This window comes from Micromonospora sp. C41 (assembly GCF_018070485.1).
In the GTDB taxonomy this organism is placed as follows: domain Bacteria; phylum Actinomycetota; class Actinomycetes; order Mycobacteriales; family Micromonosporaceae; genus Micromonospora; species Micromonospora chalcea.
Genome location: NZ_JAGPXP010000042.1, coordinates 1 through 26,588, shown reverse-complemented (window position 1 = coordinate 26,588; position 26,588 = coordinate 1). Strand labels below are relative to the sequence as shown.

Sequence of the window (26,588 nt, the reverse complement as noted above, 5' to 3'; positions counted from 1 at the left end):
CCGGGTGTGTGGTGCGCCGCGTCACCGGCCGCGCCCGGCGTGTCCGGCCGACCCGCCGTCGGCGGGCACCAGTAGGGTGTGTCGAACACACGTACTGCTGGCGGCTCGGGGAGGAGGCGGCGTGCGCGTGCTGGGCGTCGACCCGGGGCTGACCCGGTGCGGGGTCGGCGTGGTCGAGGGCGTGCCGGGCCGCCCCTGCACGCTCGTGGCCTACTACGTGGTCTACACCGACCCGGCCGACGACCTGCCGCTGCGCCTGCTGCACCTGGACCGCTCGCTCACCGACCTGGTCGCCGAGCACCGCCCGGACGCGGTCGCCGTGGAGCGCGTGTTCAGCCAGCACAACGTCCGCACCGTGATGGGCACCGCGCAGGCCAGCGGCGTCGCGGTGCTCGCCGGGGCCCGGGCCGGGCTGCCGGTGACGACGTACACGCCGAGCGAGGTGAAGGCGGCGGTGACCGGCTCCGGCCAGGCCGACAAGGCGCAGATGACGGCGATGGTCACCCGGCTGCTGCGGCTGCCCGAGCCGCCGAAACCGGCCGACGCCGCCGACGCGCTGGCGCTGGCCATCTGTCACGTGTGGCGCGGCGGCACCCGGTCCAAGCTGGCCGAGGCCGCGCAGCGGGCCCGACGAGGAGGGACGCGATGATCGCGAGCGTACGCGGCACGGTGACCGCCACCGGCCCGGATCACGCGGTGGTGGAGGTGGGCGGCATCGGCCTGGCCGTGCAGTGCGCCCCCGGCACGATCGCCGAGCTGCGCGTGGGCCAGCCGGCCCGGCTGGCGACCAGCCTGGTCGTCCGGGAGGACTCGCTCACCCTCTACGGCTTCGCCGACGACGACGCAAAGCAGCTGTTCGAGCTGCTCCAGACCGCCAGCGGGGTCGGTCCCCGGCTGGCCCAGGCGGTGCTCGCCGTGCACACGCCTGATGCGGTCCGCAAGGCCATCGCCAACGCCGACACCGCGGCGCTGACCCGGGTGCCGGGCATCGGCAAGAAGGGCGCCGAGCGGCTGGTGCTGGAGTTGCGCGACCGGATCGGCCCGGTGCCGGTGGGCGCCGACGGCGCGGCCGGGGTGACCGCCGGCGCCTGGCCGGAGCAGGTCCGCCAGGCCCTCGTCGGGCTGGGCTGGACGGCCGCCCAGGCCGAGCAGGCGGTGGCCGCGGTGGCGGAGACCGTGGACGGTGAGACGCCGCCGGTGCCGGTCCTGCTCAAGCAGGCGATCCGCCTCCTGGGCCGGACCCGATGAGCGGGGAGAACCTGGTCTCGGCGTACGTCGACGACGCCGAGCGGGACGCGGAGGCGAGCGTCCGGCCGAAGCGGCTGGCCGAGTTCATCGCCCAGGACCGCGTCCGGGACCAGCTCGACCTGCTGCTGCAGGGCGCGATGCGGCGTGGCTCGCCGCCGGACCACATCCTGCTGTCCGGTCCGCCCGGCCTGGGCAAGACCAGCCTGGCCAACATCGTCGCCGCCGAGCTGGGCGCGGGGATCCGGGTGACCAGCGGCCCGGCCATCGAGCGCTCCGGCGACCTGGCCGCGATCCTGACCAGCCTCGCCGAGGGCGACGTGCTGTTCATCGACGAGATCCACCGGATCGCCAAGCCGGCCGAGGAACTGCTCTACAGCGCCATGGAGGACTTCCGCGTCGACGTGGTGGTCGGCAAGGGCCCGGGCGCGACGGCCATCCCACTCGACGTGGAGCCGTTCACGCTGGTCGGCGCCACCACCCGGTCCGGCCTGCTGACCGGGCCGATGCGCGACCGCTTCGGCTTCGTCGCGCACCTCGACTTCTACGCCCCGGCCGACCTGGAGACGCTGCTGCACCGGTCGGCCCGGATCCTCGGCGTGCCGATCACCGCTGACGGCGCGGCCGAGATCGCCGGCCGGTCCCGCGGCACCCCGCGTATCGCCAACCGGCTGCTGCGCCGGGTGCGCGACTACGCCGAGGTGCGGGCCGACGGCGTGGTCACGCTGGAGACCGCCCGGGCCGCGCTGACCGTCTACGACGTGGACGCGCTCGGCCTGGACCGGCTCGACCGGGCGGTGCTGACCGCGCTCGTCGACTCGTTCCGGGGCGGCCCGGTGGGCCTGTCCACGCTGGCGGTCGCGGTGGGGGAGCAGCCGGACACGGTCGAGGAGGTCTGCGAGCCGTTCCTGGTGCGGGCCGGCCTGCTGGCGCGTACGCCGCGCGGGCGGGTGGCGACGGAGGCCGCTTGGCGGCATCTGGGTCGCAACCCGCCGAATGGTACATTTGGTGCGGATACCTCTTCGGGGCCCGATCTCTTCTCGGTGCAGACCGACCAGCCGTGATCCGTTCGTGATCTGTGCCGCATTCGGTCTTCTCAGGAGCAGGGACTAGACTTCGCCGCGGTTTGTACAGGACGTGAGAATCCGCTTCCGCTGCGGCGCCCTCCGGCGCCGGGACGGAGGCCAACCGGAAGGTCTACACCGTGCTTTACGCAGCAGCGAGTGGCGGGGGAGCCGGCGGTCTGACGCCGATCCTGATGATCGCTCTGCTCTTCGTCGTCATGTACTTCATGATGATCCGACCGCAGCAGAAGCGCCGCCGCGAGGCCGAGCAGATGCAGTCCGCCCTGGCCCCGGGCGACGAGGTGGTCACCATCGGCGGCCTGCACGGCACTGTCACCGCGGTCGAGGACGAGACCGTCCTGCTGGAGGTGGCCCCGGGTGTGCAGACCCGGTACGCCCGCCCCGCCGTGGCCCGCGTGATCAAGCGCGCCGAGGCGCCGGCCGCCGAGACGATCAGCGAGGAAGCCGAGCCGGTCAAGGAGTGACTGCCGCCCCGGACGGGGCAGCGGAATCATCGGTACAAGTGGATAGTTGGGGTCGGCGCCCGGCGCCGGCACCCGGCCAGGCCGTGCGGCGCCCCCGCGCCGTGCCCCGGTCGGCGTGCCGTCAGCCGGTGCCGATCCGCCGGAGCAGTCGGGCGGACACCCCCGGCCCGACAGTTGTCGCCGCCGCGGAAGCGGCGCGACCGTACAGGGAGACAGGACAGCCGTGGCACCACCTCAGGGACAGATGCGGCCCGGACGGCAGCTCGCCGTGCTCGGGCTCATCTTCGTCGTCCTCTATCTTTTGGTGTTCTTCTCGGGCGGCGCCAGCGGTGGCTGGAAGGACCGGCTGGAGCCCCGGCTCGGCCTGGACCTCGTCGGCGGCACCCGGCTGACGCTCGAGGCCACAAACACCGTGGACGGCAAGCCGCCGACCGCCGGCAACCTCGAGGAGGCGCGCCAGATCATCGAGAGCCGGGTCAACGCCTACGGCGTGGCCGAGGCCGAGGTGGTCACCGAGGGCAACCGCAACATCGTCATCTCCCTGCCCGGCCAGAACCGGGACCTGACCGACGTGGGCAGCGCCGCCGAGCTGCGCTTCCGCAAGGTCCTCAAGGCCACCGACGGCAGCGGCGCCGCCGCCGCGCCCGCGCCGACCCCGAGCGTCGCTCCGTCCGGGACCGCCAGCCCGGCGCCGTCGGGCAGCGCGTCGCCGCAGGCGACCACGAGCCCCAAGGTCAGCGGGTCGCCGAGCGCCGGCGGACAGGGCGGCATGGCCCCGAACCCGAGCGCCAGCGCCTCGGCCACCCCGTCGGCCTCGCCGAGCGCCGCGTCCCCCAGCGCCAGCGCCAGCGCCGAGCCGGTGCCGCAGAGCATCGAGCAGCAGCGCAAGGCCGTCGAGCAGAAGGTCGGTGCGGCCGCCTGGGCCGCCGCCTCGGGTCTGCAGGCCCCGGCCGACCTCACCACCGACCCGACGCTCGCCGACAAGCTCAAGCCGTTCGGCACGCTCACTCCGCAGGAGGTCGCGGTCCTGCCGGTCGAGATGCAGTTCAACGTCCCGACCATCACCTGCGCCCAGCTCGACAAGCGCCCGGCCGCCTCGATCAAGGACGAGAAGCAGAAGGCGGTCGCCTGCGAGTCCGGCGCGAAATACCTGCTCGACGTGGCGAAGGTGCTCGGCACCGACGTCAAGAACGCCTCCGCCCAGCTCGACCAGACCAGCTCCTGGGTGGTCAGCCTCAACTTCACCGGCAAGGGCCAGGAGAAGTGGACCGCGCTGACCCGCGAGGCGTTCAACAACGAGGGCCAGGCCTGCGACCAGACCGCGCTCGGCCAGGACGGCAAGTGCCGGGTCGCCGTGGTCCTGGACAACGAGATCGTCTCGTCCCCGGAGATCCAGGGCGTGCTGACCGGTGACTCGCAGATCACCGGCAGCTTCGACAACAAGACCGCGAACGCGCTCGCCAGCCAGCTCCGCTACGGCGCGCTGCCGGTCACGTTCGAGCCGCAGGAGCAGCAGAACGTCACCGCCACGCTCGGCGACAGCCACCTCAAGGCGGGTCTGCTGGCCGCCGGCATCGGCATGCTGCTGGTCATCATCTACTCGTTCTTCTACTACCGGCTGCTCGGCTCGGTCATCTTCCTGAGCCTGGTGCTCTCCGCGCTGCTGGTCTTCGGCGCGCTCGTGGTGCTCGGCCGTTCGATCGGCTTCACGCTCACGCTCGCCGGCATCGCCGGCATGATCGTCTCACTGGGCGTCGCGGCGGACTCGTTCGTCATCTACTTCGAACGATTGAAGGACGAGATCCGGGAGGGCCGCAGCCCACGCAGCGCGGTGCCGCGCGCCTGGATCCGGGCCCGCCGGACGATCATCTCGGCGAACGCGATCACGCTGATGTCGGCGGTGGTGCTCTACATCGTGTCGGTCGGCGCGGTGAAGGGCTTCGCCTTCGCGCTCGGCCTGGCGACAGTGCTCGACCTGGTCGTCGTGTTCCTCTTCCGCCACCCGATCATGACGATGTTCGCCCGCACCCGGGCGTTCCTGTCGCCGCGGGTCAGCGGTCTGGGCCGGGCTCTGCCGGCCCGGTCGGCCGAGTCGGGCACCGCCCGCAACCCGCGTGTCAAGGAGGCCTGAGATGGCTAAGAACGGTCTGGCCGCCCGGCTCTACCGGGGCGAGGCGGATCTCAACATCGTCGGCCGCCGCAACCTGTGGTTCGGCGTGGCGGGCGTCCTCGTCCTGATCGCGGTGCTCAGCTTCGCGATCAGCGGCTTCAAGCTCGGCATCGAGTTCGCCGGCGGCAACACGTTCCAGGTGCCGGCCAGCGTCGGCACGCTGGACCGGGCCGAGCAGACCGTCGACGAGGTGCTGGCCGACGAGGCGCCCGGCGTCGAGGTGGTGAGCGCGCAGAAGGTCGGCAGCACCAGCGGCGAGTTCTACGAGATGCGCACCGGGCAGCTCAGCGCCGAGCAGGCCAACGCGGCCAAGGCCGCGATGGCGGAGGAGTTCGGCATCCAGGCCGACCAGATCAGCGGCAGCCAGGTCTCCGAGGCGTGGGGCAGCCAGGTCACCTCCCGCGCCTTCCTCGGTCTGCTGATCTTCATCGCGGTGGTGTCGATCTACCTGGTGCTGCGCTTCGAGTGGCGGATGGCGGTCGCGGCGATCACCTCGCTGCTGACCAACCTGGTCCTCACCGCCGGCATCTACTCGCTGGTCGGCTTCGAGGTCACCCCGTCGACGATCATCGGCTTCCTCACGATCCTGGGCTTCGCGCTCTACGACGTGGTGGTGGTCTTCGACAAGGTGCAGGAGAACACACGCGGCATCACCGCGAACAACAACGTCACCTACGGCGAGGCGTCCAACCTGGCGCTCAACCAGAGCCTCATGCGGTCGCTGAACACCTCGGTGGTGGCGCTGCTGCCGGTCGGCGGCCTGCTCTTCATCGGCGCCGGCCTGCTCGGCGCGGGCACGCTGAAGGACCTCGGCCTGGTGCTGTTCGTCGGTATGGCGGTGGCGTTCCTGACCTCGATCGTGCTGGCCACCCCGCTGTTGGTGCTGCTGAAGAACATGGACCCGCGGATCAGCGCGCACAACAAGCGGGTGCTGTCCCGCCGGGCCGCCCTGGCCCGGGGCGAGATCACGCCGAAGGGCGCCTCGCGCGCCGCCCCGGCTGCCGACGCCGACGCGCCGATCGACCCGGAGGCCGCCGCGCTCGCCGGCGCCGCCCCCAAGGTCGGCGCCCGCCCGGCCGGCAAGCGTCCCAGCGGCGCCCGCGGCGGCCGACCCGCAGGGGGCGGCGGCAACCGGCCCGGCGGCAAGCGCCGCTGAACCACGGGCCCGGACGTAGTCGCGACGACGGCGTCCGTCATGCTGGACTCACGGCATGACGGACGCCGTCGTCGTTTCGAGAGGACATGGGACGCACTGTGACGGAGACCCACACCACGGGCGTACGCGGAGACAGCGGCCCGGAGGTCGCCCAGCTCGTCGCCAGCCGGTTGCTGGACGTGCCGGACTTCCCCAAGCCGGGTGTCGTGTTCAAGGACCTGATGCCGCTGTTCGCCGACGGTACGGCGTTCCGTGAGGTGATCGACGGCATCATCGCGTACCACGGGCGCGACTCGTTCGACGCCGTCGCCGGTATCGAGGCGCGTGGGTTCGTGCTCGCCGCGGCCGTCGCGTACGCCACCGGGGTCGGCGTGGTGCCGGTGCGCAAGGCCGGCAAGCTGCCCCGGGCCACGCACTCCGCCTCCTACGCGCTGGAGTACGGCGAGGCGACGCTGGAGGTGCACCAGGACGCCTTCACCGCCGGCCACCGCGTGCTGGTGCTCGACGACGTGCTCGCCACCGGCGGCACCGCCGAGGCGACGCTGGACCTGGTGGAGCGGGCCGGTGGCACGGTGACCGGGTTCACTGTGCTGCTGGAGCTGGGCTTCCTGGAAGGCCGCAAGCGGCTCGCGCCGCGTCCGGTCCACGCCCTGTTGACCGTTTGACCCGGCCCCGGCCGTCGGGCCGGTCGGCGCCGACCGTCCGGGGGAGCGGTGGCGTACCCTGCGTACGGGTAGCATTGCGCTTTGCCCGACCCGGCCGAGGTGTCCGGGGCGGCGAAGGCGCCGGGGCCCGGCCCCGGTGACCGCGCGGAACAACACCGGCCCCCGGGCCGGTTGAACCAGACGTCGGCCGAACGGCCGGCGCATCCCGGCGAGCGGTGAGGAGGCCGGTGTCCCACGATGTCGTCCCTCCGGTGGAGGGCACGGTGCACCCGACAGGCGACGCGGACGGCTCGGTGACCGAGCGCAGCGGCAACCCGCAGGCCCGGGCGACCGGCGCCACCGGCGGCGCGCCCGACGCGACGGCCGACGGCGGGGCGGTCGTGGTGCCGTTCCCGACCGAGGCTGCCGCCGACGCGGCGACCAGCGGCGGGTTCGCGCTCTCCAACGCGCCCACCGGCCGGCGGGTACGCGCCCGGCTGGCCCGGTTCAACGCGCCCTGGCAGACCTCGCAGGTCAGTGAGGTGCTGGAGCCGCTGATCGCGACGCACCGGGAGAACCACCCCAAGGCCGACGCGCGGCTGCTGCAGCGCGCCTTCGACACGGCCGCGCGGTGGCATTCGGGGCAGTACCGCAAGTCCGGCGACCCCTACATCACGCACCCGCTCGCGGTGGCGACCATCCTGGCGAACCTGGGCATGGACACCACCACGCTGGTCGCGGCGCTGCTGCACGACACCATCGAGGACACCGAATACACGCTCGACGCGATGCGCGCCGACTTCGGCGGCGAGGTCGCGCTGCTCGTCGACGGCGTCACCAAGCTCGACAAGGTCAAGCTCGGCGACGCGGCCAAGGCCGAGACCATCCGCAAGATGGTCGTCGCGATGGCGAAGGACCCCCGGGTCCTGGTGATCAAGCTGGCCGACCGGCTGCACAACATGCGGACCCTGACCTTCCTGCCGCGCCCCAAGCAGGAGCAGAAGGCCAAGGAGACGCTGGAGATCCTGGCGCCGCTGGCGCACCGCCTCGGTATGAACACGATCAAGTGGGAGCTGGAGGACCTCGCCTTCGGCACGCTGTTCCCGAAGCGGTTCGAGGAGATCAACCGGCTGATCGGGGAGCACCAGCCGCAGCGCGAGGCGCTGCTGCGCCAGGTGACCCAGAAGGTGTCCACCGACCTGAAGGCCGCCAAGATCAAGGCGGAGACGACCGGGCGGCCCAAGCACCTCTACTCGATCTACCAGAAGATGATCGTGCGGGGGCGCGACTTCAACGACATCTACGACCTGGTGGGTGTGCGGATCCTGGTCGACACGGTGCGCGACTGCTACGCGGCGCTGGGAGTCATCCACGCCAACTGGCAGCCGGTGCCGGGCCGGTTCAAGGACTACATCGCCATGCCCAAGTTCAACATGTACCAGTCGCTGCACACGACTGTCATCGGGCCCACCGGCAAGCCGGTGGAGATGCAGATCCGCACGTACGCGATGCACCGCACCGCCGAGTTCGGCATCGCCGCGCACTGGAAGTACAAGGAGCACAAGGGCACGCCGGTGGTGGGCCCGCCGGCGCACATCGACGAGATGACCTGGCTGCGGCAGCTGCTGGACTGGCAGCGCGAGGCGGCGGACCCGAGCGAGTTCCTGGACGCACTGCGGTTCGACCTGTCCAGCCAGGAGGTGTACGTCTTCACCCCCAAGGGCGACGTCATCCCGCTGCCGACCGGGTCGACGCCGGTGGACTTCGCGTACGCGGTGCACACCGAGGTCGGGCACAAGTGCATCGGCGCGCGGGTGAACGGCAAGCTGGTGCCGCTGGAGTCGACGCTCTCCAACGGCGACGTGATCGAGATCTTCACGTCGAAGTCCGACACGGCCGGCCCGACGCAGGACTGGCTCGGCTTCGTGAAGAGCCCGCGCGCGCGTACGAAGATCCGCCAGTACTTCAACAAGGAGCGGCGCGAGGAGGCGATCGAGGCCGGCAAGGACGCGATCGTCAAGGCGATGCGCAAGCAGGGCATGCCGTTGCAGCGGATGCTCACCTCGGACGCGCTGATGGCGATCGCGCGGGACCTGCACCTCGCCGACGTGGCCTCGCTGTACGCGGCGGTCGGCGACAGCCAGGTCTCCGCGCAGTCGGTCGTGCAGAAGCTGATGGCCTCCTACGGCGGCGAGGAGGGCGCGGCGGAGGACATCGCCGAGACCGCCGTCGCCACCCGGCCGCCGCGCAGCCGGCAGAGCAGCGCCGACCCGGGCGTGGTGGTCCGCGGCGTCAGCGACGTCTGGATCAAGCTGGCCCGCTGCTGTACGCCGGTGCCGCCGGACTCGGTGTTCGGTTTCGTCACCCGCTCCGGCGGGGTCAGCGTGCACCGGGACGACTGCGCCAACGCCGAGGACCTGCGCGCCCAGCCCGAGCGGGTGGTCGAGGTCAGCTGGAAGCTCACCTCGGCGTCCACGTTCCTGGTCGCCATCCAGGTCGAGGCGCTGGACCGGCACAAGCTGCTCGCCGACGTGACCCGGGTGCTGTCCGAGGAGCGGGTGAACATCCTCTCCGCGACCGTCACCACCACGCGGGACCGGGTGGCGGTGAGCCGGTTCAGCTTCGAGATGGCCGACCCGAAGCACCTGGGCCACCTGCTGGCCGCGGTACGCAAGGTCGACGGCGTCTTCGACGCGTACCGGGTCACCTCCGGGGCCTGAGCCACCACGTACGCGAAAGCGCCCGCCGGCTGCGATCAGCCGGCGGGCGCTTCGTCGTCGTACCGGTGCGGTCAGCCGCCCTCGACCGGGCTCATCGTCACCTTGGTCATGGTGATCTCCTTCTTCGGGTGACCACCGCCGGCCTGCTTGGCGAACGCGCCGTCGTCACCGGCCGCGGCGACCTGCTTCACCACGTCCATGCCACCGGTGATGGTGCCCAGCACCGTGTAGTTCGGGTCGAGCGGCGAGTCGCCGTACACGATGAAGAACTGGCTGCCGGTGCTGCCCGGCTGCCCGGAGTTGGCCATCGCGATGACACCCTCCGGGTACGGCGGGCGCTTGTTGGTGGGGAGGTTCTCCTCGGCCAGGTTGTAGCTGGGCCCGCCGGTGCCGTCGGTGTCCCGCCAGCCCTTGCCGGTGGCGCTCGGGTCGCCGCACTGGAGCACCTTGATGCCCTCGGTCACCAGGCGGTGGCACTTGGTGTTGTCGAAGAAGCCCTTGCTGGCGAGGTGCGTGAAGCTGCCCGCGGTGCAGGGCACGGCGGCACGGTCGATCTTGGCGGTGATCGGGCCCAGGTTGGTGTCGATGGTCATCGTCTGGGAACCCTTGCCGGCCTGCTGGGTCGGCGGCAGCCCGACGTCCTTGATCTGCGGCGGCCGGCCCTCCTTGGGCACCTCCGTGTACGCGCACTGCACGGCGTCGGCAGTGGTCGTGCCGCCCGTCTGCTCGTCGTCGTCGCCGCCGAGCGAGGTGGCCAGCCACACCGTGCCGGCAACGACGAGCACCAGCACGGCCGCGGCGCCGACGATCGCCTGGGTCTGCCGGCGCTTGCGGGCCTTGCCGGCCCGCTCCGCCATCTCCCGCTCGAGCTTGGCCCGCGCCGCCGCGCGCTGGCGGTCTCTGGTGGACGTCACGGTCACTCCTCACCTGCTGCGTTTGGGGTCGGCGCGCGCGCCGCCGGTCACGTGTGGGTGAGCCGGCGGGCTGCCGCCGGCTCTGGGTCGGTCAGCCCGCGCTGGCGCTCGGCGAGGGCGCGGGACTGTCGGCCGGAGCCGCGCCCGGCTCGCCGACGGTGACGCTCTGCACCAGGATCTGCGTCTTGGGCTTGACCTTGGCGCCGTTGCCATTGTCCTCCGTCGGCATGGCGCCGATCTTCTCCACCACGTCGAGCCCGCCGGTGACCTTGCCGACCACGGAGTAGGCCGGCTTCTCCGGGCTGGCGTCCTTGAAGAAGATCAGGAACTGGCTGCCGTTGCTACCCGGCGGGTTGCCGATCATGGCGACGGTGCCCTTCGGGTACGTCGCCGGCTGCCCCGGGGCCGGGGAGGCCGACGGGCTGGGCTCCGGCGCGGCCGGCACGTTCTCGTCGAAGAACGAGTAGGTCGGTCCGCCGAGCCCGGTGCCGGTCGGGTCGCCGCAGCGCAGCGCGCCCTCGGCGGTGATCTCGTGGCACGTGGTGTTGTCGAAGAACGAGCGGCCGGCCAGGTAGCTCAGGCTCGCCGCGCCGCACGGCGCGTCGGTCTGGTCCAGCTCGACGGTGATCGGGCCACCCTGGTTGGTGGTGATCGTCATCGGCCGGGTGCCCGAGGTGGGCAGGCCCGTGGTGGGCGGCTCGCCGACGTCCTTGAGGTTGGTGTTGACGGCGCCGTCCTGCGCGGTCCAGAGGCAGACGTCCTCGGCGGCCTGCTTCTCCGGCTCCGAGTCGAACGCGCCGAGCGCCCAGGCGGAACCGGCCACGATCAGCACGAGCACCACCGCGGCGCCCACACCGGCCCGGATCTGCCGGCGGCGCTTCGCGGCCGCCGCCCGCCGGGCGAGCTGCCGGTCGAGCTTGGCCCGCGCCAGTTTGCGCTGCCGGTCCCTGCTGGAAGCCACGTGCGCTCCCCTTCCTCTGCCTGAATCGCCGCCGGCGCCGGGCGCCGGCCGCCGTTCCGGTCGGGGTGCGCCACGCCACACGCCCGCCAGAGTGTACGGGTAGCGACTGTGAATGTCGTGTACGAGGTCCCGTCATCTCAGCCCGGCCGGGGCGGACGGGCCCGGTGGCGGGCGGAACTCGCTCGCCGCTACGACTAGGCTGCAAGCAGACGACGACCGGACGGAAAGGGGAGCGACGTGCTCGTGGCCGGCTTTCCCGCGGACGCCTTCGGCACCAACTGCTACGTGGTGGCGACCGCTCCGGGGGAGCAGTGCGTGGTGGTCGACCCCGGCATCGGGGTGCTCGACCGGCTCGACGCCGTGCTCGCCGAGCATCGCCTGCACCCGGCCGCCGTGCTGCTCACCCACGGCCACCTGGACCACACGTTCTCCGTCGCCCCGGTCTGCGGCGCGCGGGGCATCCCCGCCTACGTCCACCCGGACGACCGGGAGCTGCTGGCCGACCCGAGCAAGGCGCTGTCGATGGACCTGACCCAGCTGTTCGGCGGCCGGCTGCCGTACGCCGAGCCGGACGACGTGGCCGAGCTGACCGACGGCGCGACGCTGTCGCTGGCCGGGTTGGAGATCACCGTCGACCACGCCCCCGGCCATACCGGCGGGTCGGTGCTGTTCCGGTTGCCCGGCGCCGGCTCGCCCTGGGAGGCGGAGCAGTTCTGCCTCTCCGGTGACGTGCTGTTCGCCGGCTCGATCGGCCGTACCGACCTGCCGGGCGGCAGCATGCCCCGGATGCTGTCCAGCCTGCGGGACAAGGTGCTCCCGCTGGCCGACGACACAGTCGTCCTGCCCGGCCACGGCCCCGCGACCACTATCGGCCGCGAGCGCGCGACCAACCCGTACCTCGTCGAGGTGGCGGGCACCGGCGGCGCGCGCCCGGCCGCGCCCACCCGAGGCCTCTAGACCCTCACCCGCGCCCGCGCGGGTTCTCAAGGAGTTCGTGATGAGCAAGCCCACGCCCATTTCCGGCTTCCCCGAGTGGACGCCGGCGCAGCGGATGATCGAGCAGTTCGTGCTCGACCGGATCCGCGCCACGTTCGAGCTGTACGGCTTCGCGCCGCTGGAGACCCGCTCGGTGGAGCCGCTGGACCAGCTCCTGCGCAAGGGGGAGACCTCCAAGGAGGTGTACCTGCTGCGCCGGTTGCAGGCCGACGCCGACGGGCCGGCCGGTGACGACGCGCTCGGCCTGCACTTCGACCTGACCGTGCCGTTCGCCCGCTACGTGCTGGAGAACGCCGGCAAGCTGCAGTTCCCGTTCCGCCGCTACCAGATCCAGAAGGTGTGGCGGGGTGAGCGCCCGCAGGAGGGCCGCTACCGGGAGTTCCTCCAGGCCGACATCGACATCGTCGACCGGGACACGCTGCCCGCGCACTACGAGGCGGAGATGCCGCTGGTCATCGGTGACGCGCTGCGGTCGCTGCCGATCCCGCCGGTGCGTATCCAGGTCAACAACCGCAAGATCTGCGAGGGCTTCTACCGGGGCATCGGGCTGACCGACACGGAGGCGGGGCTGCGCGCCGTCGACAAGCTCGACAAGATCGGCCCGGCCGGGGTGACGGAGCTGCTGGCGAGTACCGCCGGGGCGAGTGAGGCGCAGGCCAAGGCCGTGCTGTCGCTGGCCGAGATCTCCGCGCCAAACGCCTCCTTCGCCGACGCGGTGCGCGGCCTCGGGGTGAGCGATCCGCTGCTGGACGAGGGCATCGCGGAGCTGGCCGCCGTGGTGGAGACCGCCGCCGCGCACGCGCCCGGCCTCTGCGTGGCCGACCTGCGCATCGCGCGGGGCCTGGACTACTACACGGGTACGGTCTACGAGACGCAGATGATCGGCTACGAGCGGTTCGGGTCGATCTGCTCCGGCGGCCGGTACGACAACCTGGCCAGCTCCGGCAACGTCCGGTTCCCCGGGGTGGGCATCTCGATCGGGGTGACCCGGCTGCTCGGCCTGCTCTTCGGCGCCGAGGCGCTGTCGGTGTCCCGCTCGGTGCCGACCTGTGTGCTGGTGGCGGTCACCGCCGAGGAGGACCGGGCGGCCAGTGACGCGGTCGCGGCGGCGCTGCGGTCGCGCGGTGTGCCGACCGAGGTGTCCCCGTCGGCGGCCAAGTTCGGCAAGCAGATCCGGTACGCCGAGCGGCGCGGCATCCCGTACGTCTGGTTCCCCGGCGCGGACGGCGACGAGGTCAAGGACATCCGTTCCGGTGAGCAGGTGGCCGCTTCGGCGGGCGAGTGGACGCCGCCCCGGGCGGACCTGAAGCCGCTGGTCGGCCCGGCCGGCACTGGCGTCTGAAGGCGTTTGGACCTACGGTGGCGTAAGTTACGCCACCGTAGGGAGAACGTCGTGACCGTGCTCAGCCAGACCGCTCTGCTCACCGAACTCGAGCCGGTGGTCGAGAAGAACCTCGACCGCCACCTGTCGCTGGCCAAGGAGTGGTTCCCGCACGAGTACGTGCCGTGGAGCGAGGGCCGCACCTTCGACGGCCCGCTGGGCGGCGAGGCCTGGTCGCCGGAGGACTCGACGCTGCCCGAGGTGGCCCGGACGGCGCTGATCGTCAACCTGCTCACCGAGGACAACCTGCCCTCGTACCACCACGAGATCGCCACCCTGTTCGGGCGCGACGGCGCGTGGGGCACCTGGGTGCACCGGTGGACCGCCGAGGAGGGGCGGCACGGCACGGCGATCCGCGACTACCTGACGGTGACCCGGTCGGTGGACCCGGTGGCGCTGGAGCGGGCCCGCATGGTGCACATGTCGGCGGGCTACCAGAACGTCCACGACCAGGAGATGCTGCACTCGCTGGCGTACGTGTCGTTCCAGGAGCTGGCGACCCGCATCTCGCACCGCAACACGGGCCGGGCCACCGGCGACCCGACGTGCGAGGCGCTGCTGGCCCGGGTGGCGGCGGACGAGAACCTGCACATGGTCTTCTACCGCAACCTGCTCGGCGCGGCGTTCGAGCTGGCCCCGTCGCAGGCCATGCGCGCGGTCGCCGACGTGCTGGCCAACTTCCAGATGCCGGGCGTGGGCATCGACGGCTTCGCCCGCAAGTCGGTGGCGATCGCGCTGGCCGGCATCTACGACCTGCGCCAGCACCGCGACGAGGTGGTGATGCCGGTGCTGCGCCAGTGGAACCTGTTCGACGTGACCGGCCTGAACGCCGACGGCGAGACCGCCCGCGACCAGATCGCCGCCCACCTGGACATGCTGGAGACCCAGGCGTCCCGCTTCGAGGAGAAGCGCGCAGCCCGAGCAGCCCGCCTGGCCGCAACCCGCTGACCCCGCCCCCCTCTCTCCCGCGCGATCTTGCACTCACGGCCCCCGCGAATGCCGCGAAACCGGCGCTGCGGGGGCCGCAACCGCAAGATCGCCGGGCGCGGCGGGGGCGCGGGGTGCGGTGGTCAGGGGAGGGGGAAGATCAGGCAGGTTGAGGTGGCGTGGGCCACCAGGCGGTCGGCGGGGTCCGTGAGGCGGGCCTCGGCCAGGGCGGTGCGGCGGCCCCGCTGGAGCACCGTGCCCTCGCAGCGCAGTGTGCCGGTGTCGACTGTTACCGGGCGCAGGAACTTCACGTTGAGGTCGAGCGACGTGTAGCCGACCCCGGGCGGCAGCGTGGTGTGCACGGCGCAGGCCGCGGCGGTGTCCAGCAGCGTGGAGAGGACGCCGCCGTGCACCGTGCCGAGCGGGTTGTAGTGGAACTCCTGCGGCAGCAGCTCGACCGCCACGCGCCCCTCCTCGGCCTCCATCCGGGACATGTCGATCAGGTGCATGATCGGCGGGGCGGCCAGCTCGCCGGCGATCATCGCCCGCATCAGTTCCAGGCCGCTGCGCCGGCCCAGGTGGGCGGCCCCGGCGGCCGGGTCGGACCAGGTGAACGTGCGCGAGCGTTCCTGCGTCTGCGTCATGGACTCAGCCTGGCAGCGCGTTGCTGAGTCTGTCAATCAGACCTAGCCTGGTCGGATGAGACCCGCGGCACTGGACTGGTCGGTCGAGAACTGCACCATCGCGCGCGCCATGGAGGTCCTCGGCGAGCGGTGGACCCTGGTCGTGCTGCGCGAGGTCTTCAACGGCGTACGCCGCTTCGACGACATGCGGGTGCGCACCGGCATCCCGCGCCAGGTGCTGACCAACCGGCTCGCCATGCTCGTCGAGCGCGGGGTGCTGCGTCGCGAGCCGTACCGGGAGCCGGGCAGCCGGCCGCGTCACGAGTACCGGCTCACCGAGATGGGGCTGGACCTGTGGCCGGTGCTCGTCGCCGTGCTCGGCTGGGGTGACCGCTACCTGGCCGACCCGGAGGGCTCCCCGCTGAGCGTGGCGCATCGTGACTGTGGCGCCGAGGTCCGGGTCGAGCTGCGCTGCGCCGAGGGGCACGAGATCACCGAGGCGCGCGACGTGCTGCCCCGTCCCGGCCCCGGCGCCCACCGCCGCGCCTGACCGCCCCGCGCGCCTGACCGCCCGCGCGCCTGACCGTTCGCCGCGCCTGCCCCCAGCACGTCGACGTGGGTCGATCCCCGGCTCTGACACCTTGAGTCGATGTTGTTGCTGGGGCGTTACATCGGGCGCTGGTGCGAATCCGGGCAAAGCCATGTCTTGTTTACGATCTTAAATGTGTGAATACTTTGGGCACCCGGGCGGTTTCCCCAGGTCGCCCGGGTTGTCCTCGGGCGCGCCCCCATGACAGCGCCCGTTCACCCCCATTCGGAGGTTGTTACATGCGACCCACGAGGTCCACGCTCCGCCGCGCCGCCGCAGTAGCCGTCGCCGGCACCCTGGTCACCGGCTCGCTGCTCGGCGCACCCGCGCAGGCCGCCCCCACGGCCCTCTCGCCGGACGCCGCCGCCACCCTCGTCGAGAAGCTCGGCGCCCGCGCGGCCGGCACGTACGCCGACGCCAGCGGCAAGATGATCGTCACGGTGACCGACACCGCCACCGCTCGCCAGGTGCGCGACGCCGGCGCCATCCCGAAGATCGTGGCGCGCGGCGCGGACAAGCTGAACGCCGCCACCGGCGAGCTGGAGCGCTCCGCCAAGATCCCCGGCACCGCCTGGTGGACCGACCCGGCCACGAACCAGGTCGTCGTCTCCGTCGACAGCACCGTCACCGGCGCCAAGCTGGAGCGGGTCAAGGCGGCCGCCGCCCGGCACAACGGCGCGATCCGCATCGAGGCCGAGGCGGGCGTGCTGAGCACCCGGATCTCCGGCGGCCAGGCCATCTACGCCGGCGGCGGACGCTGCTCGCTCGGCTTCAACGTGCGCAGCGGCTCGACGTACTACTTCCTCACCGCCGGGCACTGCACCAACATCGGCTCGACCTGGTACTCCAACTCCAGCCGTACCACCGTGCTCGGCACCCGGACCGGCACCAGCTTCCCGGGCAACGACTACGGCATCGTCCGGCACAGCAACTCGGCCAACGCGGCCGGTAACGTCTCGCTCTACAACGGCAGCACCCAGGACATCACCTCGGCCGGCAACGCCTACGTCGGCCAGTCCGTCCGCCGTTCCGGCAGCACCACCGGCGTGAAGAGCGGCAGCGTGACCGCGCTCAACGCGACCGTGAACTACGCCGAGGGCAGCGTCTCCGGTCTCATCCGCACCACCGTCTGCGCCGAGCCGGGCGACAGCGGCGGCTCGCTGTTCGCCGGCACCACCGCCCTGGGCCTCACCTCCGGCGGCAGCGGCAACTGCTCCTCCGGCGGTACCACCTACTTCCAGCCGGTCACCGAGCCGCTCAGCGTCTACGGCGTGAGCGTCTTCTGATCCACGCATCGCATCCAACGGGCCGCCGGGCGACCGGCGGCCCGTTCCGCGTACCCGCTCAGGCGCCCGCTCCAAGACGGCCCGGGCCGATCGGCGGCCCGTCCGGGCGGGGCGGGTCCGACGGCCGGGCCGTCCAGTGCCGGTGGGCCCGCCGCGCCGACAGCACCGCCGCCAGCGGCCAGAGCGTCACCGCGAGCGCTGCCACCCGCTCGGCCAGCCCGGTCCGGGAGCCGCCGGTCACCTCCGCCACCGACCAGCCGAACAACGCCAGCAGCGCCGCCGTCACGGCCAGCGCCACCGGCCGGCGGAACGCCCACGGCGGCGTGCCGGCCGGGGAGGCGGCCACCTCGCGCGGGACTCTGCGGGGCAGCCGCAGCGCCGTCCCGGCCGGCCACAGCGACAACGCGAGCACCGCCACCGTCGCGACCACGCCGTGCGCCGGGGAGCCACCAACCTGCGGGCGGGGGAACGCGACCAGCGCGACGGTGGCCACCCCGCCGACCGCGAGCAGGAAGCGGCTGGGCAGCCCGGCGGCGTGCAGCGCGGCGGCGGTGGCGGCGTAGCAGCAGCCGAGCAGCACCAGCGCGCCGCCCATCAGCCACGGATCGGTCGCGCCCTCGCCGGCCAGCTCACTGATCGTGTCCCGCACCGGGTCGTACCCCGGCCCCTGGCGGGCGCCCGCGACCGTCCAGCCCGTGACCAGCAGCGCGGGCGCGGCGGCCGCGGTGACCACGGCCCAGCTCGGTACGGCACGCACCCGGCCACGGTAGACCGCCGGACCCGGCCCGCACGGCGCTTTCGCCACCGCCGGGGCGGACCGGCTCGACGGGTGCCCGGGAGCGGGCCCGCCCGCCCTGACAGAATGCGGGGGAGCAGTGAGTGGACCAGATTGAGGAGACGCCAGCCGTGATCCGTACCCACAATGCCGGAAGCCTGCGCGCCGCGGACGCCGGCTCGACGGTGACGCTCGCCGGGTGGGTGGCCCGCCGGCGCGACCACGGCGGTGTCATCTTCGTCGACCTGCGCGACGCCTCCGGTGTCGTGCAGGTGGTCTTCCGCGAGGAGGACGCGCACGCGCTGCGCAACGAGTTCTGCGTCAAGGTCACCGGCGAGGTGACCCGCCGCCCCGAGGGCAACGAGAATCCGGACCTGCCCACCGGCGAGGTCGAGGTGACCGCGTCCGCGCTGGAGGTGCTCTCCGAGGCCGCGCCGCTGCCGCTGCCGGTGGACGACCAGATCGAGGCCGGCGACGACATCCGGCTCAAGTACCGCTACCTGGACCTGCGCCGGGGCGGCCCGGCGAAGGCCATGCGGCTGCGCTCGCGGGCCAACCAGATCGCCCGTGGTGTGCTGCACGAGCGGGACTTCCTGGAGATCGAGACGCCGACGCTCACCCGCTCCACCCCGGAGGGCGCGCGCGACTTCCTGGTGCCGGTGCGGCTGCAGCCGGGCAGCTGGTACGCGCTGCCGCAGTCGCCGCAGCTGTTCAAGCAGCTGCTCATGGTCGGCGGCATGGAGCGGTACTACCAGATCGCCCGCTGCTACCGCGACGAGGACTTCCGTGCCGACCGGCAGCCGGAGTTCACCCAGCTCGACATCGAGATGTCGTTCGTCACCGAGGACGACGTGATCGACCTCGGCGAGGCGATCGTCTCGGCGCTGTGGAAGGACCTCGCCGGCTACGAGATCGCCCGGCCGATCCCGCGCATCACCTGGCACGACGCCATGTCCCGGTACGGCTCTGACAAGCCGGACCTGCGCTACGGCGTGGAGCTGACCGAGCTGACCGACTACCTGCGCGGCACCGAGTTCCGGGTGTTCGCCGGCGCGATCGACGCGGGCGGCTACGTCGGCGCGGTGGTCATGCCCGGCGGCGCGGCGCAGACCCGCAAGGAGCTGGACGGCTGGCAGGACTGGGCCAAGGCGCGCGGCGCGCGCGGCCTGGCGTACGTGGTGCTGGACGCCGAGACCGGCGAGCCGCGCGGCCCGGTGGCGAAGAACCTGTCCGAGGCGCACCTGTCCGGTCTGGCCGACGCGGTCGGCGCGAAGCCCGGCGACGCGATCTTCTTCGCCGCGAGCACGAACACCCGCGAGGCGCAGGAGCTGCTCGGCGCGGCCCGGATCGAGATCGCCAAGCGGTCGAACCTGATCGACGAGAGCGCCTGGGCGTTCTGTTGGGTCGTCGACGCGCCGATGTTCGAACGCACCGACGAGGGCGGCTGGACCGCCGTGCACCACCCGTTCACCTCGCCGAACGCCGAGTGGGTGGACCGGTTCGAGGACGCGCCGGACCGGGCGCTGGCGTACGCGTACGACATCGTCTGCAACGGCAACGAGATCGGCGGCGGCTCGATCCGTATCCATCGCGGCGACGTACAGCAGCGGGTGTTCGACCTGCTCGGCATCACCGCCGACGAGGCGCAGGACAAGTTCGGCTTCCTGCTGGAGGCATTCAAGTACGGCGCCCCGCCGCACGGCGGCATCGCGTTCGGCTGGGACCGGGTCTGCATGCTGCTGGCCGGCGCCGACTCGATCCGCGAGGTCATCGCGTTCCCGAAGACCCGCGGCGGCTTCGACCCGCTGACCGGCGCGCCCACCCCGATCACCGGGCAGCAGCGCGCCGAGGCCGGCATCGACGCCAAGCCGAAGGCCCCGGCCGGTCCGCACGCCGGCACCGCCGGCCCGGCCGCCCCGGTGGCCGACCCCGTCTGATCCTCGCTTTCCGGAACTGGCCCGCGTCATGATGACGCGGGCCTTTTTCGATCTTCGGGGGAGACGACATGAACCTGCTCGTGGTGGGAGCCAGCGGCTTCCTCGGCGCCGAGGTGTGCCGGCAGGCGGTTGCCGCCGGGCACCGGGTCGCCGGCACGTACCACCGCGCCGCCGTCGCGGTGCCCGGCGTCGCGCCGCACCGGCTCGACGTGACCGACCGCGCCGCCGTGCGGGAGCTGCTGACCCGGGTACGCCCCGACGCGGTCGTCGCCACCCCCTACCGGTACGACGACTGGGCGGTCACGGCGGACGGGGCGGCCCACATCGCGGTGGCCGCCGCCGAGGTGGACGCCCGGCTGGTGCACCTGTCCAGCGACGCGCTGCACGCCGGGCGGCCTGCGCCGTACGCGGACGAGGACGTGCCCACGCCGCTGCACGCGTACGGGGCGGCGAAGGCGGCGGCGGAGACGGCGGTGCGGGCGGTCGATCCGGGCGCGGCGCTGGTGCGTACGTCGCTGATCGTGGGGGAGGGCAGCAAGCAGATCCAGCTCTGCCGGGAGGCCCTCGCGGGGCGGGCCACGCTGTTCACCGACGAGCTGCGCTGCCCGGTGCACGTCGCCGACCTCGCCGGCGCGGTGCTGGAGCTGGTGCCGGGCGACTATGCCGGGCTGCTGAACGTGGCCGGGCCGGACGCGGTGAGCCGCGCCGAGCTGGGGCTGCTGGTGGCCCGGCACGACGGGGTGGATACGGGCGGGCTGCGGACGACCACGATCGCCGCCGCCGGGCTGCGCCGCCCGGGGGAGGTGGTGCTGGACTCCGCCCGCGCCGCGGGCCTGCTGCGGACCCGGCTGCGCGGGATCACCGAGCTGTACGGATAGTTGCACAGATTCTTTGCAAGTATCTTGTGCATGGAAAGTGTGCACAGATATTGTGCATCTCATGGAGGAGAAGAAGCGCACCGTACGCATCGACCACCGTCAGGTCCGCGCGCTGGCCCAGCCGCTGCGCATGCGGCTGATCGGGGCGCTGCGCGTGGTGGGCCCGGCCACCGCCACCACCCTCGCCGAGGCGCTCGGCACCAACAGCGGCGCGACCAGTTACCACCTGCGCCAACTCGCCGAGGTCGGCCTCGTGGTCGAGGACCCGAGCCTCGGCACCGGCCGGCAGCGTTACTGGCGGGCCGCGCACGACGTCACCAGCTGGGAGTCCAGCGACTTCGACGACGACCCCGACTCGCGGGCGGCCATCGAGTGGGTCGAGGCGGACTACGTCCGCTTCTTCGCCGGGCACGCCGAACGCTGGTTCGCCCAGCGGCACCGGTGGTCGCCGGCCTGGCGTGACGCGTTCGGCATGGGCGACTTCTTCATGCGGATTCCGGTGGACCGCCTCAAGGCGATCCAGGAGGAGGTCTTCGCGGTCTTCGAGCGGCACCGCGACGAGACCGACCCGGACGACCCCGACGCCGAGACGGTGCAGCTCTACCTCGCCGCCCTCCCGATGGACGCGGCGTTCCCCCGGTCCACCCCGCCACCCGCCGAGGAGAAGCCGTGACCGCGCTGTCCGTACGCCAGATCCGGATCCGCTACCTCACGCTGTACGGCCTGCGCTGGCTACCGAGCGGCCTGCTCATGCCGGTGATGGTCCTGCTGATGCAGGAGCGCGGCCTCACGCTGTCCCAGATCGGCCTGGTCGCCACCGCGCAGGGCCTCGTCGTGCTGGCGCTGGAACTGCCCACCGGCGGCTTCGCCGACGCGCTCGGCCGCAAACCCGTGCTGGTCGCCGCCTGGGCCATCGGCCTCGGCTCGCTGGCGCTGATGGCGGTGGCCGACTCGTTCTGGATGTTCTTCCTGGTCTGGGCGCTGCAGGGCGTCTACCGGGCGCTCGACAGCGGCCCGATGGAATCCTGGTACGTCGACGCGACGCTCGCCGCCGACCCGAAAGCCGAGTACGAACGCGGCCTCGGCTGGGCCGGCACCGTGATCGGTGTCGCCATCGGCGCCGGCGCCCTGCTCAGCGGCGGCCTCGTCGCGCTCGGCCCGGTCGGCCCGGTCAGCGCCCTCGCGCTGCCGGTGATCGTCGCCGCCGTGCTCCAGGCCGTGTCCATCGTGGCGCTGCTCGCGCTGATGGCCGAGCGGCGGCCCGCGTCCGGCCCGGCCGCGCTGCGCGCCTCCGTGGTCGACGCGCCCCGGATGGTCGGGCAGGCCGTCGGGCTGCTGCGCCGAAACCGGGTGCTGGCGGCCCTGGTCGCCGTCGAGCTGTTCTGGGGCTTCGGCATGGTCACCTTCGAGTCGCTGCTGCCGGTACGCCTCGCCGAGGTGCTCGACGACCCGGCCCGCGCCGCGGCGCTGCTCGGCCCCGCCGGCACCGCGGCCTGGCTCGCGAACGCCGCCGGCGCCGCGCTCACCCCGTTCCTGCTGCGCCGCCTCGGCGCCGCCCCGGCCGCCGCGCTGATGCGGATCCTCCAGGGCGTCACAGTGGTCGGCATGGGCCTGCTGGCCGGGCCGGTCGGCATCCTCATCGCGTACCTGGCCTGCTACACCGTGCACGGCGCGTCGAACCCGCTGCACATGGGACTGCTGCACCGGCAGGTCGACGGGCCGTACCGCACCAGCGTGCTGTCGCTCAACTCGATGGCCGGCCAGCCGGCCGGCGCGCTCGGCGCGGTCACGCTCACCGCGCTGGCCGACGCCACGAGCGTCAGCACCGCCATGATCGTCGGCGGGGTGGTGCTCGCCGTGGCCGCGCCGCTCTACCTGCCGGCCTGGCGCGCCGCCCGCCGTACCCCCTCGGCGGTCGACGTGACGCCGGAGGTGACGGGCGGCGGCCCCGGCCACGCCGGCCTGGCGTCCGAGCCGCCCCTCGACGCGGCGGACCGTGGCGCCGCCGTCGGCGCGGACGCGGCTGCCGTCACTGGCGGGCCCGGGCCGGTGGTCGTGCCGGCGTCACCCGGCCGCGACTGAGTCCTGCGGGCGTCGTCCGGCAGTGGTTGGGCCGTCCCGGCGTCCCGGCGTCCCGACGGCGGGCGTCGCCCGGCGGCGGCCGAGTGGTGCCGGCGTTGTCGGCAGCAACGTTCCCGGCATCGCCGTGCGGGTCACCGCCCCGCGGGTGGAACGTCATGGGTGTCTCGGCTCCCGTTTGACACCCATGACGTTCCACTCACCGGTTCGACGCGCCCGCTTCCGATCGCAGCCCTGGCCGGGTGCCGGCAGCGTCAGGCCAGCCTGATCGAGGTGCGGCGTTCGGTGGCGGTGAAGCCGAGCCGCCGGTAGAGCCGGATCGCGCCCAGGTTGTCCGGGTAGACGCCCAGCGCCACCGTGTCGTACCGGGCGAACAGGGCGTCAGTCATTCCGGCGGTCAGCGCCGCGCCCAGCCCCCGGCCGCGAAGCCCGGGCGCGACGGTCAACCCGGCCAGGAAGCCGATGTCGGCGCGGCTGCGATCCGCGCCGCAGGCGAGCAGGCGGTCCCCGTCGCGGATCCCGTACCAGTCGACGATGCCCGGCTCGCCCGGCCGGGAGGTGGTGCTCGGGAACGCCTCCTCGATCAGCGCGGTCAGGGCGGGGTGGTCGGCAGCGGTGAGCCGCTCCACCCGCTCCTGCTCCGGCTGGTGCGGCGGCGGCGCGGTGGTCCAGAGGAAGTCCCAGTCGATCAGCCGGGCCACCGGCAGCCGCGCGGCCACCTCGTCCGGGTCGGCGTGGGGCAGGTTGATCGACTGACCGGCTCGCAGCGTCCCGTCCGCCCGGTGGGCGGCGAAGACGTCGATCGCCGGGCCGGGGGCGCCGACCGCCCCGCCGGCCGACCACTCGCCCGGCGGGAGCAGCCACCCGACCGCGCCGCCGTGCCGCCATCCGCGTACGGCCTGGTCGCGCCGCAGCGCGTGCCGGGCGTACGGGTGGTCGCCGGCCGCGGCGAGCAGCGCCTCGCGCCCGGTCAGCGCCTCGTCGACAGTGATCATTGCGCCAGCCTACGAGCGCCCGCGGCTCGTATCGGAGGCCGCCCATCTCCTGTTCCAGGGTGGAGATTGACGAACAGACCGATTGGGTACATCCGTCGCCGACCTGCTGGGAACCCCCACCGGAGGAACGACATGCTCGCCATTCTCGCGGCCATCGTGTTCGGTTTCGCGCTGCTGCTCGACTTCATGAACACCGACCTCGGCGCGCCCGATCTGTTCAGCACCTCGACGCTCATGCTCATCGGCTTCCTGCTGCTCTCGCTCTACCTGGCCGGCGTCGGCTCCGGCCCGCGCGGCGGCGGTGGCGGCCGCTGGTACCGGGGCCGGCGGCCGGGTCGCGGCTGACCGGAAACGACCACCCGGGTCGGGTCGGCGGCGCGATTCCGGCGCCGTCGGCCCGGCCCGGTACTGTTCTCGTGATGGAATCGGACGCCCTCTTCACCCTCGGCGAGCCCGCCGGAGCACCCGCGGGCGCGAGCGGCGCCGACGGCTTCACCGACGCCCGGGCGGACTCGCCCCTGCCGGTGCGGATGCGGCCGGCCGGCATCGACGAGCTGGTCGGGCAGGAGCACCTGCTCGCACCGGGCGCGCCGCTGCGTCAGCTGGTCGAGGGCGCGGCGCCGATGTCGGTCATCCTCTGGGGGCCGCCGGGCAGCGGCAAGACCACGATCGCGCATCTCGTGGCCCGGGCCACCGACCGGCGGTTCGTGGCGATGTCCGCGCTGACCGCCGGCGTGAAGGACGTCCGCGCGGTGATCGAGACCGCGCGGCGGCAGCGCCGCTCCGGCGGCCCGCCGACGGTGCTGTTCATCGACGAGGTGCACCGGTTCAGCAAGACCCAGCAGGACTCGCTTCTCGCCGCCGTCGAGGACCGTACTGTCACGCTGCTGGCGGCGACCACGGAGAACCCGTACTTCTCGGTCATCTCGCCCTTGTTGTCGCGGTGCGTGCTGCTCACCCTCCAGGCCCTCGACGACGACGACGTACGCGGGCTGCTGCGCCGCGCGGTCGCCGACGAGCGCGGCCTCGGCGGCGCGCTGGTGCTGGCCGAGGAGGCGGAGGACCACCTGGTCCGGCTCGCCGGGGGCGACGTACGCAAGGCGCTCACCGCGCTGGAGGCGGCCGCGGCCACCGCGACCGCGCTCGGCGCAGGCCGGATCGACCTGGCCGTGGCGGAGCAGGCGGTCGACGTGGCGGCGGTGCGCTACGACCGCGACGGCGACGCGCACTACGACGTGACCAGCGCGTTCATCAAGAGCATGCGCGGCTCCGACGTGGACGCGGCGCTGCACTGGCTGGCCCGGATGCTGGTGGCCGGCGAGGACGCCCGGTTCATCGCCCGCCGGCTGGTGATCTTCGCCAGCGAGGACGTCGGCATGGCCGATCCCACCGCGCTGACGGTGGCCACCGCCGCCGCCCACGCGGTCGAGTACGTGGGCCTGCCGGAGGCGCAGCTCAACCTGGCCCAGGCGGTCATCCACCTGGCCACCGCGCCGAAGTCGAACTCGGCCACCGCCGCGATCGGCGCCGCTGTCGCCGACGTACGCGCCGGTCGTGGCGGCCCGGTGCCGCGCGGGCTGCGCGACGCCCACTACTCCGGCGCGCGCGGACTCGGGCACGGGGCCGGCTACCGCTACCCGCACGACGACCACCGGGGGGTGGTCACCCAGCAGTACGCTCCGGACGACCTCGTCGGGACCGACTACTACCAGCCCAGTGGGCACGGCGCGGAGCGGGCGGTGGCCACCCGGCTGCCGCTGCTGCGCCGGATCGTCCGTGGGCTGCCGGCACCGGCGACCCGGGCGGAGGCCGGCGCCCCGGCCGCCGTGAACGGGGCCCGGGTGGGCGGCGGCGAGCAGGCCAGCGGGGCGAGTGAGGGCGGCAGCGACGCCGCCGAGGGGGGTCAGTAGTGATGGCGCGTGGTCCGGAGCGGCCGGCGGACGGCCCCGACGAGCGGCGCGATCCGCGGGCCAAGGGCCGCCGGTGGGGACGCGGCCGGGCCGAGCCCGAGCTCGACCCGACCGTCGTCGGCGAGGAACTCGGCTGGATCGACGATCTGCGTACCGCCAAGCAGCAGGGCGGCGAACTCGGACCGGAGGGGGATTCCTCCGCGCCCGCGCCGGGCCGGCCGGGAGCAGCACCGGGTCCGGCCGCCGGGCCCGGCATGCCTCCGCCCGCCGCCGGGCCGGGGATGCCCGCCCGGTCCGCTCCGCGGCCCCCGGCGCCGGGCCCGCAACCACCCGGCCGGCCGGGTCCGCAGCCGCCCGCGTCCGGTCACCCGGGCCCGCAGCCGCCCCTGGCCGGTCACCCGGGCCCGCAGCCACCCGTCTCCGGTCGGCCCGGCCCGGCGGCGCCTCCGTCGTCCGCCCGGCCCGGTCCGTCGTCTCCCGCCGCCCCGCCCCCCGGCCGTCCCCAACCGGCCGGGCCGGTGCCGGACGGCCGCACCGACCCGACGCAACCGCCCGTTTCCGGTCGTGGCGGCCCGGCGTCCCCGCCGGGCGTGGGCCGCGGAGGACCGGCCGGGCCCGGTCACGTCCGGCCCGGCGCGGACGTACCACCTGTCGCCGGGCGTTCCGCAGCGGACGCGGGCGCCGCCCGGCCCGGTCCGGAGATGCCACCCGGCCGCCCGGCTGACGCGCCGCCCCCGATGCCCGGCGGCCGGCCCGGTCCGCGTCCTCCGGTGACCCGGCGCGGTCCCGACCAGCTCGGCCCGGCCGCGCCGCCGGTGCGCCCCGGCGGTCCCGAGGCCGGCGCGCCGCGCCC

At 73.4% G+C, this 26,588-nt stretch carries 24 protein-coding genes; 19 read left to right on the top strand and 5 right to left on the bottom strand.

The features are described 5' to 3' along the window. Positions 1 to 121 precede the first annotated feature (121 nt). The 8 genes from ruvC (at position 122) to KBX43_RS28740 (ending at position 9,484) form a co-directional block, all read left to right on the top strand. Complete coding sequence (gene ruvC / locus KBX43_RS28775) at positions 122 to 649, top strand: crossover junction endodeoxyribonuclease RuvC (RefSeq protein ID WP_030502538.1); 528 nt, start codon at positions 122 to 124, stop codon at positions 647 to 649. Then, the gene (ruvA, locus tag KBX43_RS28770) at positions 646 to 1,248 is read left to right on the top strand and encodes a Holliday junction branch migration protein RuvA (protein ID WP_043324978.1); all 603 of its coding nucleotides are present in this window, start codon (positions 646 to 648) and stop codon (positions 1,246 to 1,248) included. The genes ruvC and ruvA overlap by 4 nt, the downstream gene beginning before the upstream one ends. Continuing rightward, entirely contained in the window at positions 1,245 to 2,309 is a 1,065-nt protein-coding gene (ruvB, locus tag KBX43_RS28765) for a Holliday junction branch migration DNA helicase RuvB (protein WP_064448528.1), read from the top strand. Before ruvA ends, ruvB begins: the two co-directional genes overlap by 4 nt. A 140-nt stretch (positions 2,310 to 2,449) precedes the next feature. Continuing rightward, the gene (gene yajC / locus KBX43_RS28760) at positions 2,450 to 2,794 is read left to right on the top strand and encodes a preprotein translocase subunit YajC (RefSeq protein ID WP_036343450.1); all 345 of its coding nucleotides are present in this window, start codon (positions 2,450 to 2,452) and stop codon (positions 2,792 to 2,794) included. Between the two features lie 223 nt (positions 2,795 to 3,017). Continuing rightward, entirely contained in the window at positions 3,018 to 4,925 is a 1,908-nt protein-coding gene (gene secD / locus KBX43_RS28755) for a protein translocase subunit SecD (RefSeq protein WP_176722758.1), read from the top strand. 1 nt (position 4,926) lies between these two features. Further along, positions 4,927 to 6,120 (top strand): protein translocase subunit SecF, encoded by a 1,194-nt coding sequence (secF, locus tag KBX43_RS28750; protein ID WP_043324975.1) that lies wholly within the window; start codon positions 4,927 to 4,929, stop codon positions 6,118 to 6,120. Between the two features lie 98 nt (positions 6,121 to 6,218). Further along, the gene (locus KBX43_RS28745) at positions 6,219 to 6,785 is read left to right on the top strand and encodes an adenine phosphoribosyltransferase (protein ID WP_043324974.1); all 567 of its coding nucleotides are present in this window, start codon (positions 6,219 to 6,221) and stop codon (positions 6,783 to 6,785) included. 227 nt (positions 6,786 to 7,012) lie between these two features. Then, entirely contained in the window at positions 7,013 to 9,484 is a 2,472-nt protein-coding gene (locus tag KBX43_RS28740; protein WP_043324973.1) for a bifunctional (p)ppGpp synthetase/guanosine-3',5'-bis(diphosphate) 3'-pyrophosphohydrolase, read from the top strand. A 71-nt stretch (positions 9,485 to 9,555) separates the two neighbouring features. On the opposite strand, the gene KBX43_RS28735 is transcribed toward KBX43_RS28740, so the two are convergent. Together KBX43_RS28735 and KBX43_RS28730 are read right to left on the bottom strand one after the other, a co-directional pair. Then, on the bottom strand, positions 9,556 to 10,398 hold the full coding sequence (locus tag KBX43_RS28735; RefSeq protein WP_043330340.1) for a peptidylprolyl isomerase: 843 nt from the start codon (positions 10,396 to 10,398) through the stop codon (positions 9,556 to 9,558). A gap of 91 nt (positions 10,399 to 10,489) precedes the next feature. Beyond that, a complete protein-coding gene (locus tag KBX43_RS28730) occupies positions 10,490 to 11,359 on the bottom strand; it encodes a peptidylprolyl isomerase (RefSeq protein WP_064448526.1) in 870 nt (289 codons plus the stop codon). 237 nt (positions 11,360 to 11,596) lie between these two features. Here KBX43_RS28730 and KBX43_RS28725 point away from each other — a divergent pair, with 237 nt between their 5' ends. Genes KBX43_RS28725 through KBX43_RS28715 form a run of 3 tightly spaced genes read left to right on the top strand, consistent with a single transcriptional unit; the run spans position 11,597 to position 14,684 of the window. After that, the gene (locus KBX43_RS28725; RefSeq protein ID WP_210888284.1) at positions 11,597 to 12,316 is read left to right on the top strand and encodes an MBL fold metallo-hydrolase; all 720 of its coding nucleotides are present in this window, start codon (positions 11,597 to 11,599) and stop codon (positions 12,314 to 12,316) included. 40 nt (positions 12,317 to 12,356) lie between these two features. Next, entirely contained in the window at positions 12,357 to 13,697 is a 1,341-nt protein-coding gene (gene hisS, locus KBX43_RS28720) for a histidine--tRNA ligase (RefSeq protein ID WP_210888281.1), read from the top strand. A 51-nt stretch (positions 13,698 to 13,748) separates the two neighbouring features. Beyond that, complete coding sequence (locus KBX43_RS28715; RefSeq protein WP_210888278.1) at positions 13,749 to 14,684, top strand: acyl-ACP desaturase; 936 nt, start codon at positions 13,749 to 13,751, stop codon at positions 14,682 to 14,684. 122 nt (positions 14,685 to 14,806) lie between these two features. On the opposite strand, the gene KBX43_RS28710 is transcribed toward KBX43_RS28715, so the two are convergent. Continuing rightward, positions 14,807 to 15,307: a PaaI family thioesterase gene (locus tag KBX43_RS28710; RefSeq protein ID WP_064448524.1), complete on the bottom strand. Its 501-nt coding sequence runs from the start codon at positions 15,305 to 15,307 to the stop codon at positions 14,807 to 14,809. 55 nt (positions 15,308 to 15,362) lie between these two features. On the opposite strand from KBX43_RS28710, the gene KBX43_RS28705 reads away from it, so the two are divergent. Continuing rightward, entirely contained in the window at positions 15,363 to 15,836 is a 474-nt protein-coding gene (locus KBX43_RS28705) for a helix-turn-helix domain-containing protein (protein ID WP_043324969.1), read from the top strand. A gap of 278 nt (positions 15,837 to 16,114) precedes the next feature. Then, the gene (locus KBX43_RS28700; protein ID WP_043324968.1) at positions 16,115 to 17,161 is read left to right on the top strand and encodes a S1 family peptidase; all 1,047 of its coding nucleotides are present in this window, start codon (positions 16,115 to 16,117) and stop codon (positions 17,159 to 17,161) included. Between the two features lie 58 nt (positions 17,162 to 17,219). Here KBX43_RS28700 and KBX43_RS28695 read toward each other — a convergent pair whose 3' ends face one another. Further along, positions 17,220 to 17,918, bottom strand: a complete 699-nt coding sequence (locus KBX43_RS28695) for a DUF998 domain-containing protein (RefSeq protein WP_233514690.1) — start codon at positions 17,916 to 17,918, stop codon at positions 17,220 to 17,222. A gap of 149 nt (positions 17,919 to 18,067) precedes the next feature. On the opposite strand from KBX43_RS28695, the gene aspS reads away from it, so the two are divergent. The 4 genes from aspS (at position 18,068) to KBX43_RS28675 (ending at position 22,833) form a co-directional block, all read left to right on the top strand. Continuing rightward, complete coding sequence (gene aspS / locus KBX43_RS28690) at positions 18,068 to 19,873, top strand: aspartate--tRNA ligase (protein ID WP_043324967.1); 1,806 nt, start codon at positions 18,068 to 18,070, stop codon at positions 19,871 to 19,873. Between the two features lie 68 nt (positions 19,874 to 19,941). Continuing rightward, entirely contained in the window at positions 19,942 to 20,751 is an 810-nt protein-coding gene (locus KBX43_RS28685; protein ID WP_210888276.1) for a sugar nucleotide-binding protein, read from the top strand. 61 nt (positions 20,752 to 20,812) lie between these two features. After that, on the top strand, positions 20,813 to 21,424 hold the full coding sequence (locus KBX43_RS28680) for a helix-turn-helix transcriptional regulator (protein ID WP_166456338.1): 612 nt from the start codon (positions 20,813 to 20,815) through the stop codon (positions 21,422 to 21,424). Next, complete coding sequence (locus KBX43_RS28675; protein WP_064448518.1) at positions 21,421 to 22,833, top strand: MFS transporter; 1,413 nt, start codon at positions 21,421 to 21,423, stop codon at positions 22,831 to 22,833. Before KBX43_RS28680 ends, KBX43_RS28675 begins: the two co-directional genes overlap by 4 nt. Before the next feature lie 251 nt (positions 22,834 to 23,084). On the opposite strand, the gene KBX43_RS28670 is transcribed toward KBX43_RS28675, so the two are convergent. Further along, positions 23,085 to 23,825 (bottom strand): GNAT family N-acetyltransferase, encoded by a 741-nt coding sequence (locus KBX43_RS28670; RefSeq protein WP_210888274.1) that lies wholly within the window; start codon positions 23,823 to 23,825, stop codon positions 23,085 to 23,087. A 132-nt stretch (positions 23,826 to 23,957) separates the two neighbouring features. On the opposite strand from KBX43_RS28670, the gene KBX43_RS28665 reads away from it, so the two are divergent. Both KBX43_RS28665 and KBX43_RS28660 read left to right on the top strand, forming a co-directional pair. Beyond that, positions 23,958 to 24,170 carry a hypothetical protein gene (locus KBX43_RS28665; protein ID WP_018785054.1) on the top strand — a complete coding sequence of 71 codons (213 nt, stop codon included), beginning with the start codon at positions 23,958 to 23,960 and terminating at the stop codon, positions 24,168 to 24,170. A gap of 74 nt (positions 24,171 to 24,244) precedes the next feature. Continuing rightward, positions 24,245 to 25,735: a replication-associated recombination protein A gene (locus KBX43_RS28660; protein ID WP_043324963.1), complete on the top strand. Its 1,491-nt coding sequence runs from the start codon at positions 24,245 to 24,247 to the stop codon at positions 25,733 to 25,735. The last annotated feature ends 853 nt before the right edge of the window (positions 25,736 to 26,588 follow it).

What these genes read in the sequence shown, in the direction of transcription:
- ruvA (WP_043324978.1), top strand. Translation starts at nt 646, where the DNA reads ATGATCGCGAGCGTACGCGGCACGGTGACCGCCACCGGCCCGGATCAC.
- ruvB (WP_064448528.1), top strand. Translation starts at nt 1,245, where the DNA reads ATGAGCGGGGAGAACCTGGTCTCGGCGTACGTCGACGACGCCGAGCGG.
- secF (WP_043324975.1), top strand. Translation starts at nt 4,927, where the DNA reads ATGGCTAAGAACGGTCTGGCCGCCCGGCTCTACCGGGGCGAGGCGGAT.
- hisS (WP_210888281.1), top strand. Translation starts at nt 12,357, where the DNA reads ATGAGCAAGCCCACGCCCATTTCCGGCTTCCCCGAGTGGACGCCGGCG.
- KBX43_RS28710 (WP_064448524.1), bottom strand. Translation starts at nt 15,307, where the DNA reads ATGACGCAGACGCAGGAACGCTCGCGCACGTTCACCTGGTCCGACCCG.
- KBX43_RS28705 (WP_043324969.1), top strand. Translation starts at nt 15,363, where the DNA reads ATGAGACCCGCGGCACTGGACTGGTCGGTCGAGAACTGCACCATCGCG.
- KBX43_RS28700 (WP_043324968.1), top strand. Translation starts at nt 16,115, where the DNA reads ATGCGACCCACGAGGTCCACGCTCCGCCGCGCCGCCGCAGTAGCCGTC.
- KBX43_RS28685 (WP_210888276.1), top strand. Translation starts at nt 19,942, where the DNA reads ATGAACCTGCTCGTGGTGGGAGCCAGCGGCTTCCTCGGCGCCGAGGTG.
- KBX43_RS28680 (WP_166456338.1), top strand. Translation starts at nt 20,813, where the DNA reads ATGGAGGAGAAGAAGCGCACCGTACGCATCGACCACCGTCAGGTCCGC.
- KBX43_RS28670 (WP_210888274.1), bottom strand. Translation starts at nt 23,825, where the DNA reads ATGATCACTGTCGACGAGGCGCTGACCGGGCGCGAGGCGCTGCTCGCC.
- KBX43_RS28665 (WP_018785054.1), top strand. Translation starts at nt 23,958, where the DNA reads ATGCTCGCCATTCTCGCGGCCATCGTGTTCGGTTTCGCGCTGCTGCTC.
- KBX43_RS28660 (WP_043324963.1), top strand. Translation starts at nt 24,245, where the DNA reads ATGGAATCGGACGCCCTCTTCACCCTCGGCGAGCCCGCCGGAGCACCC.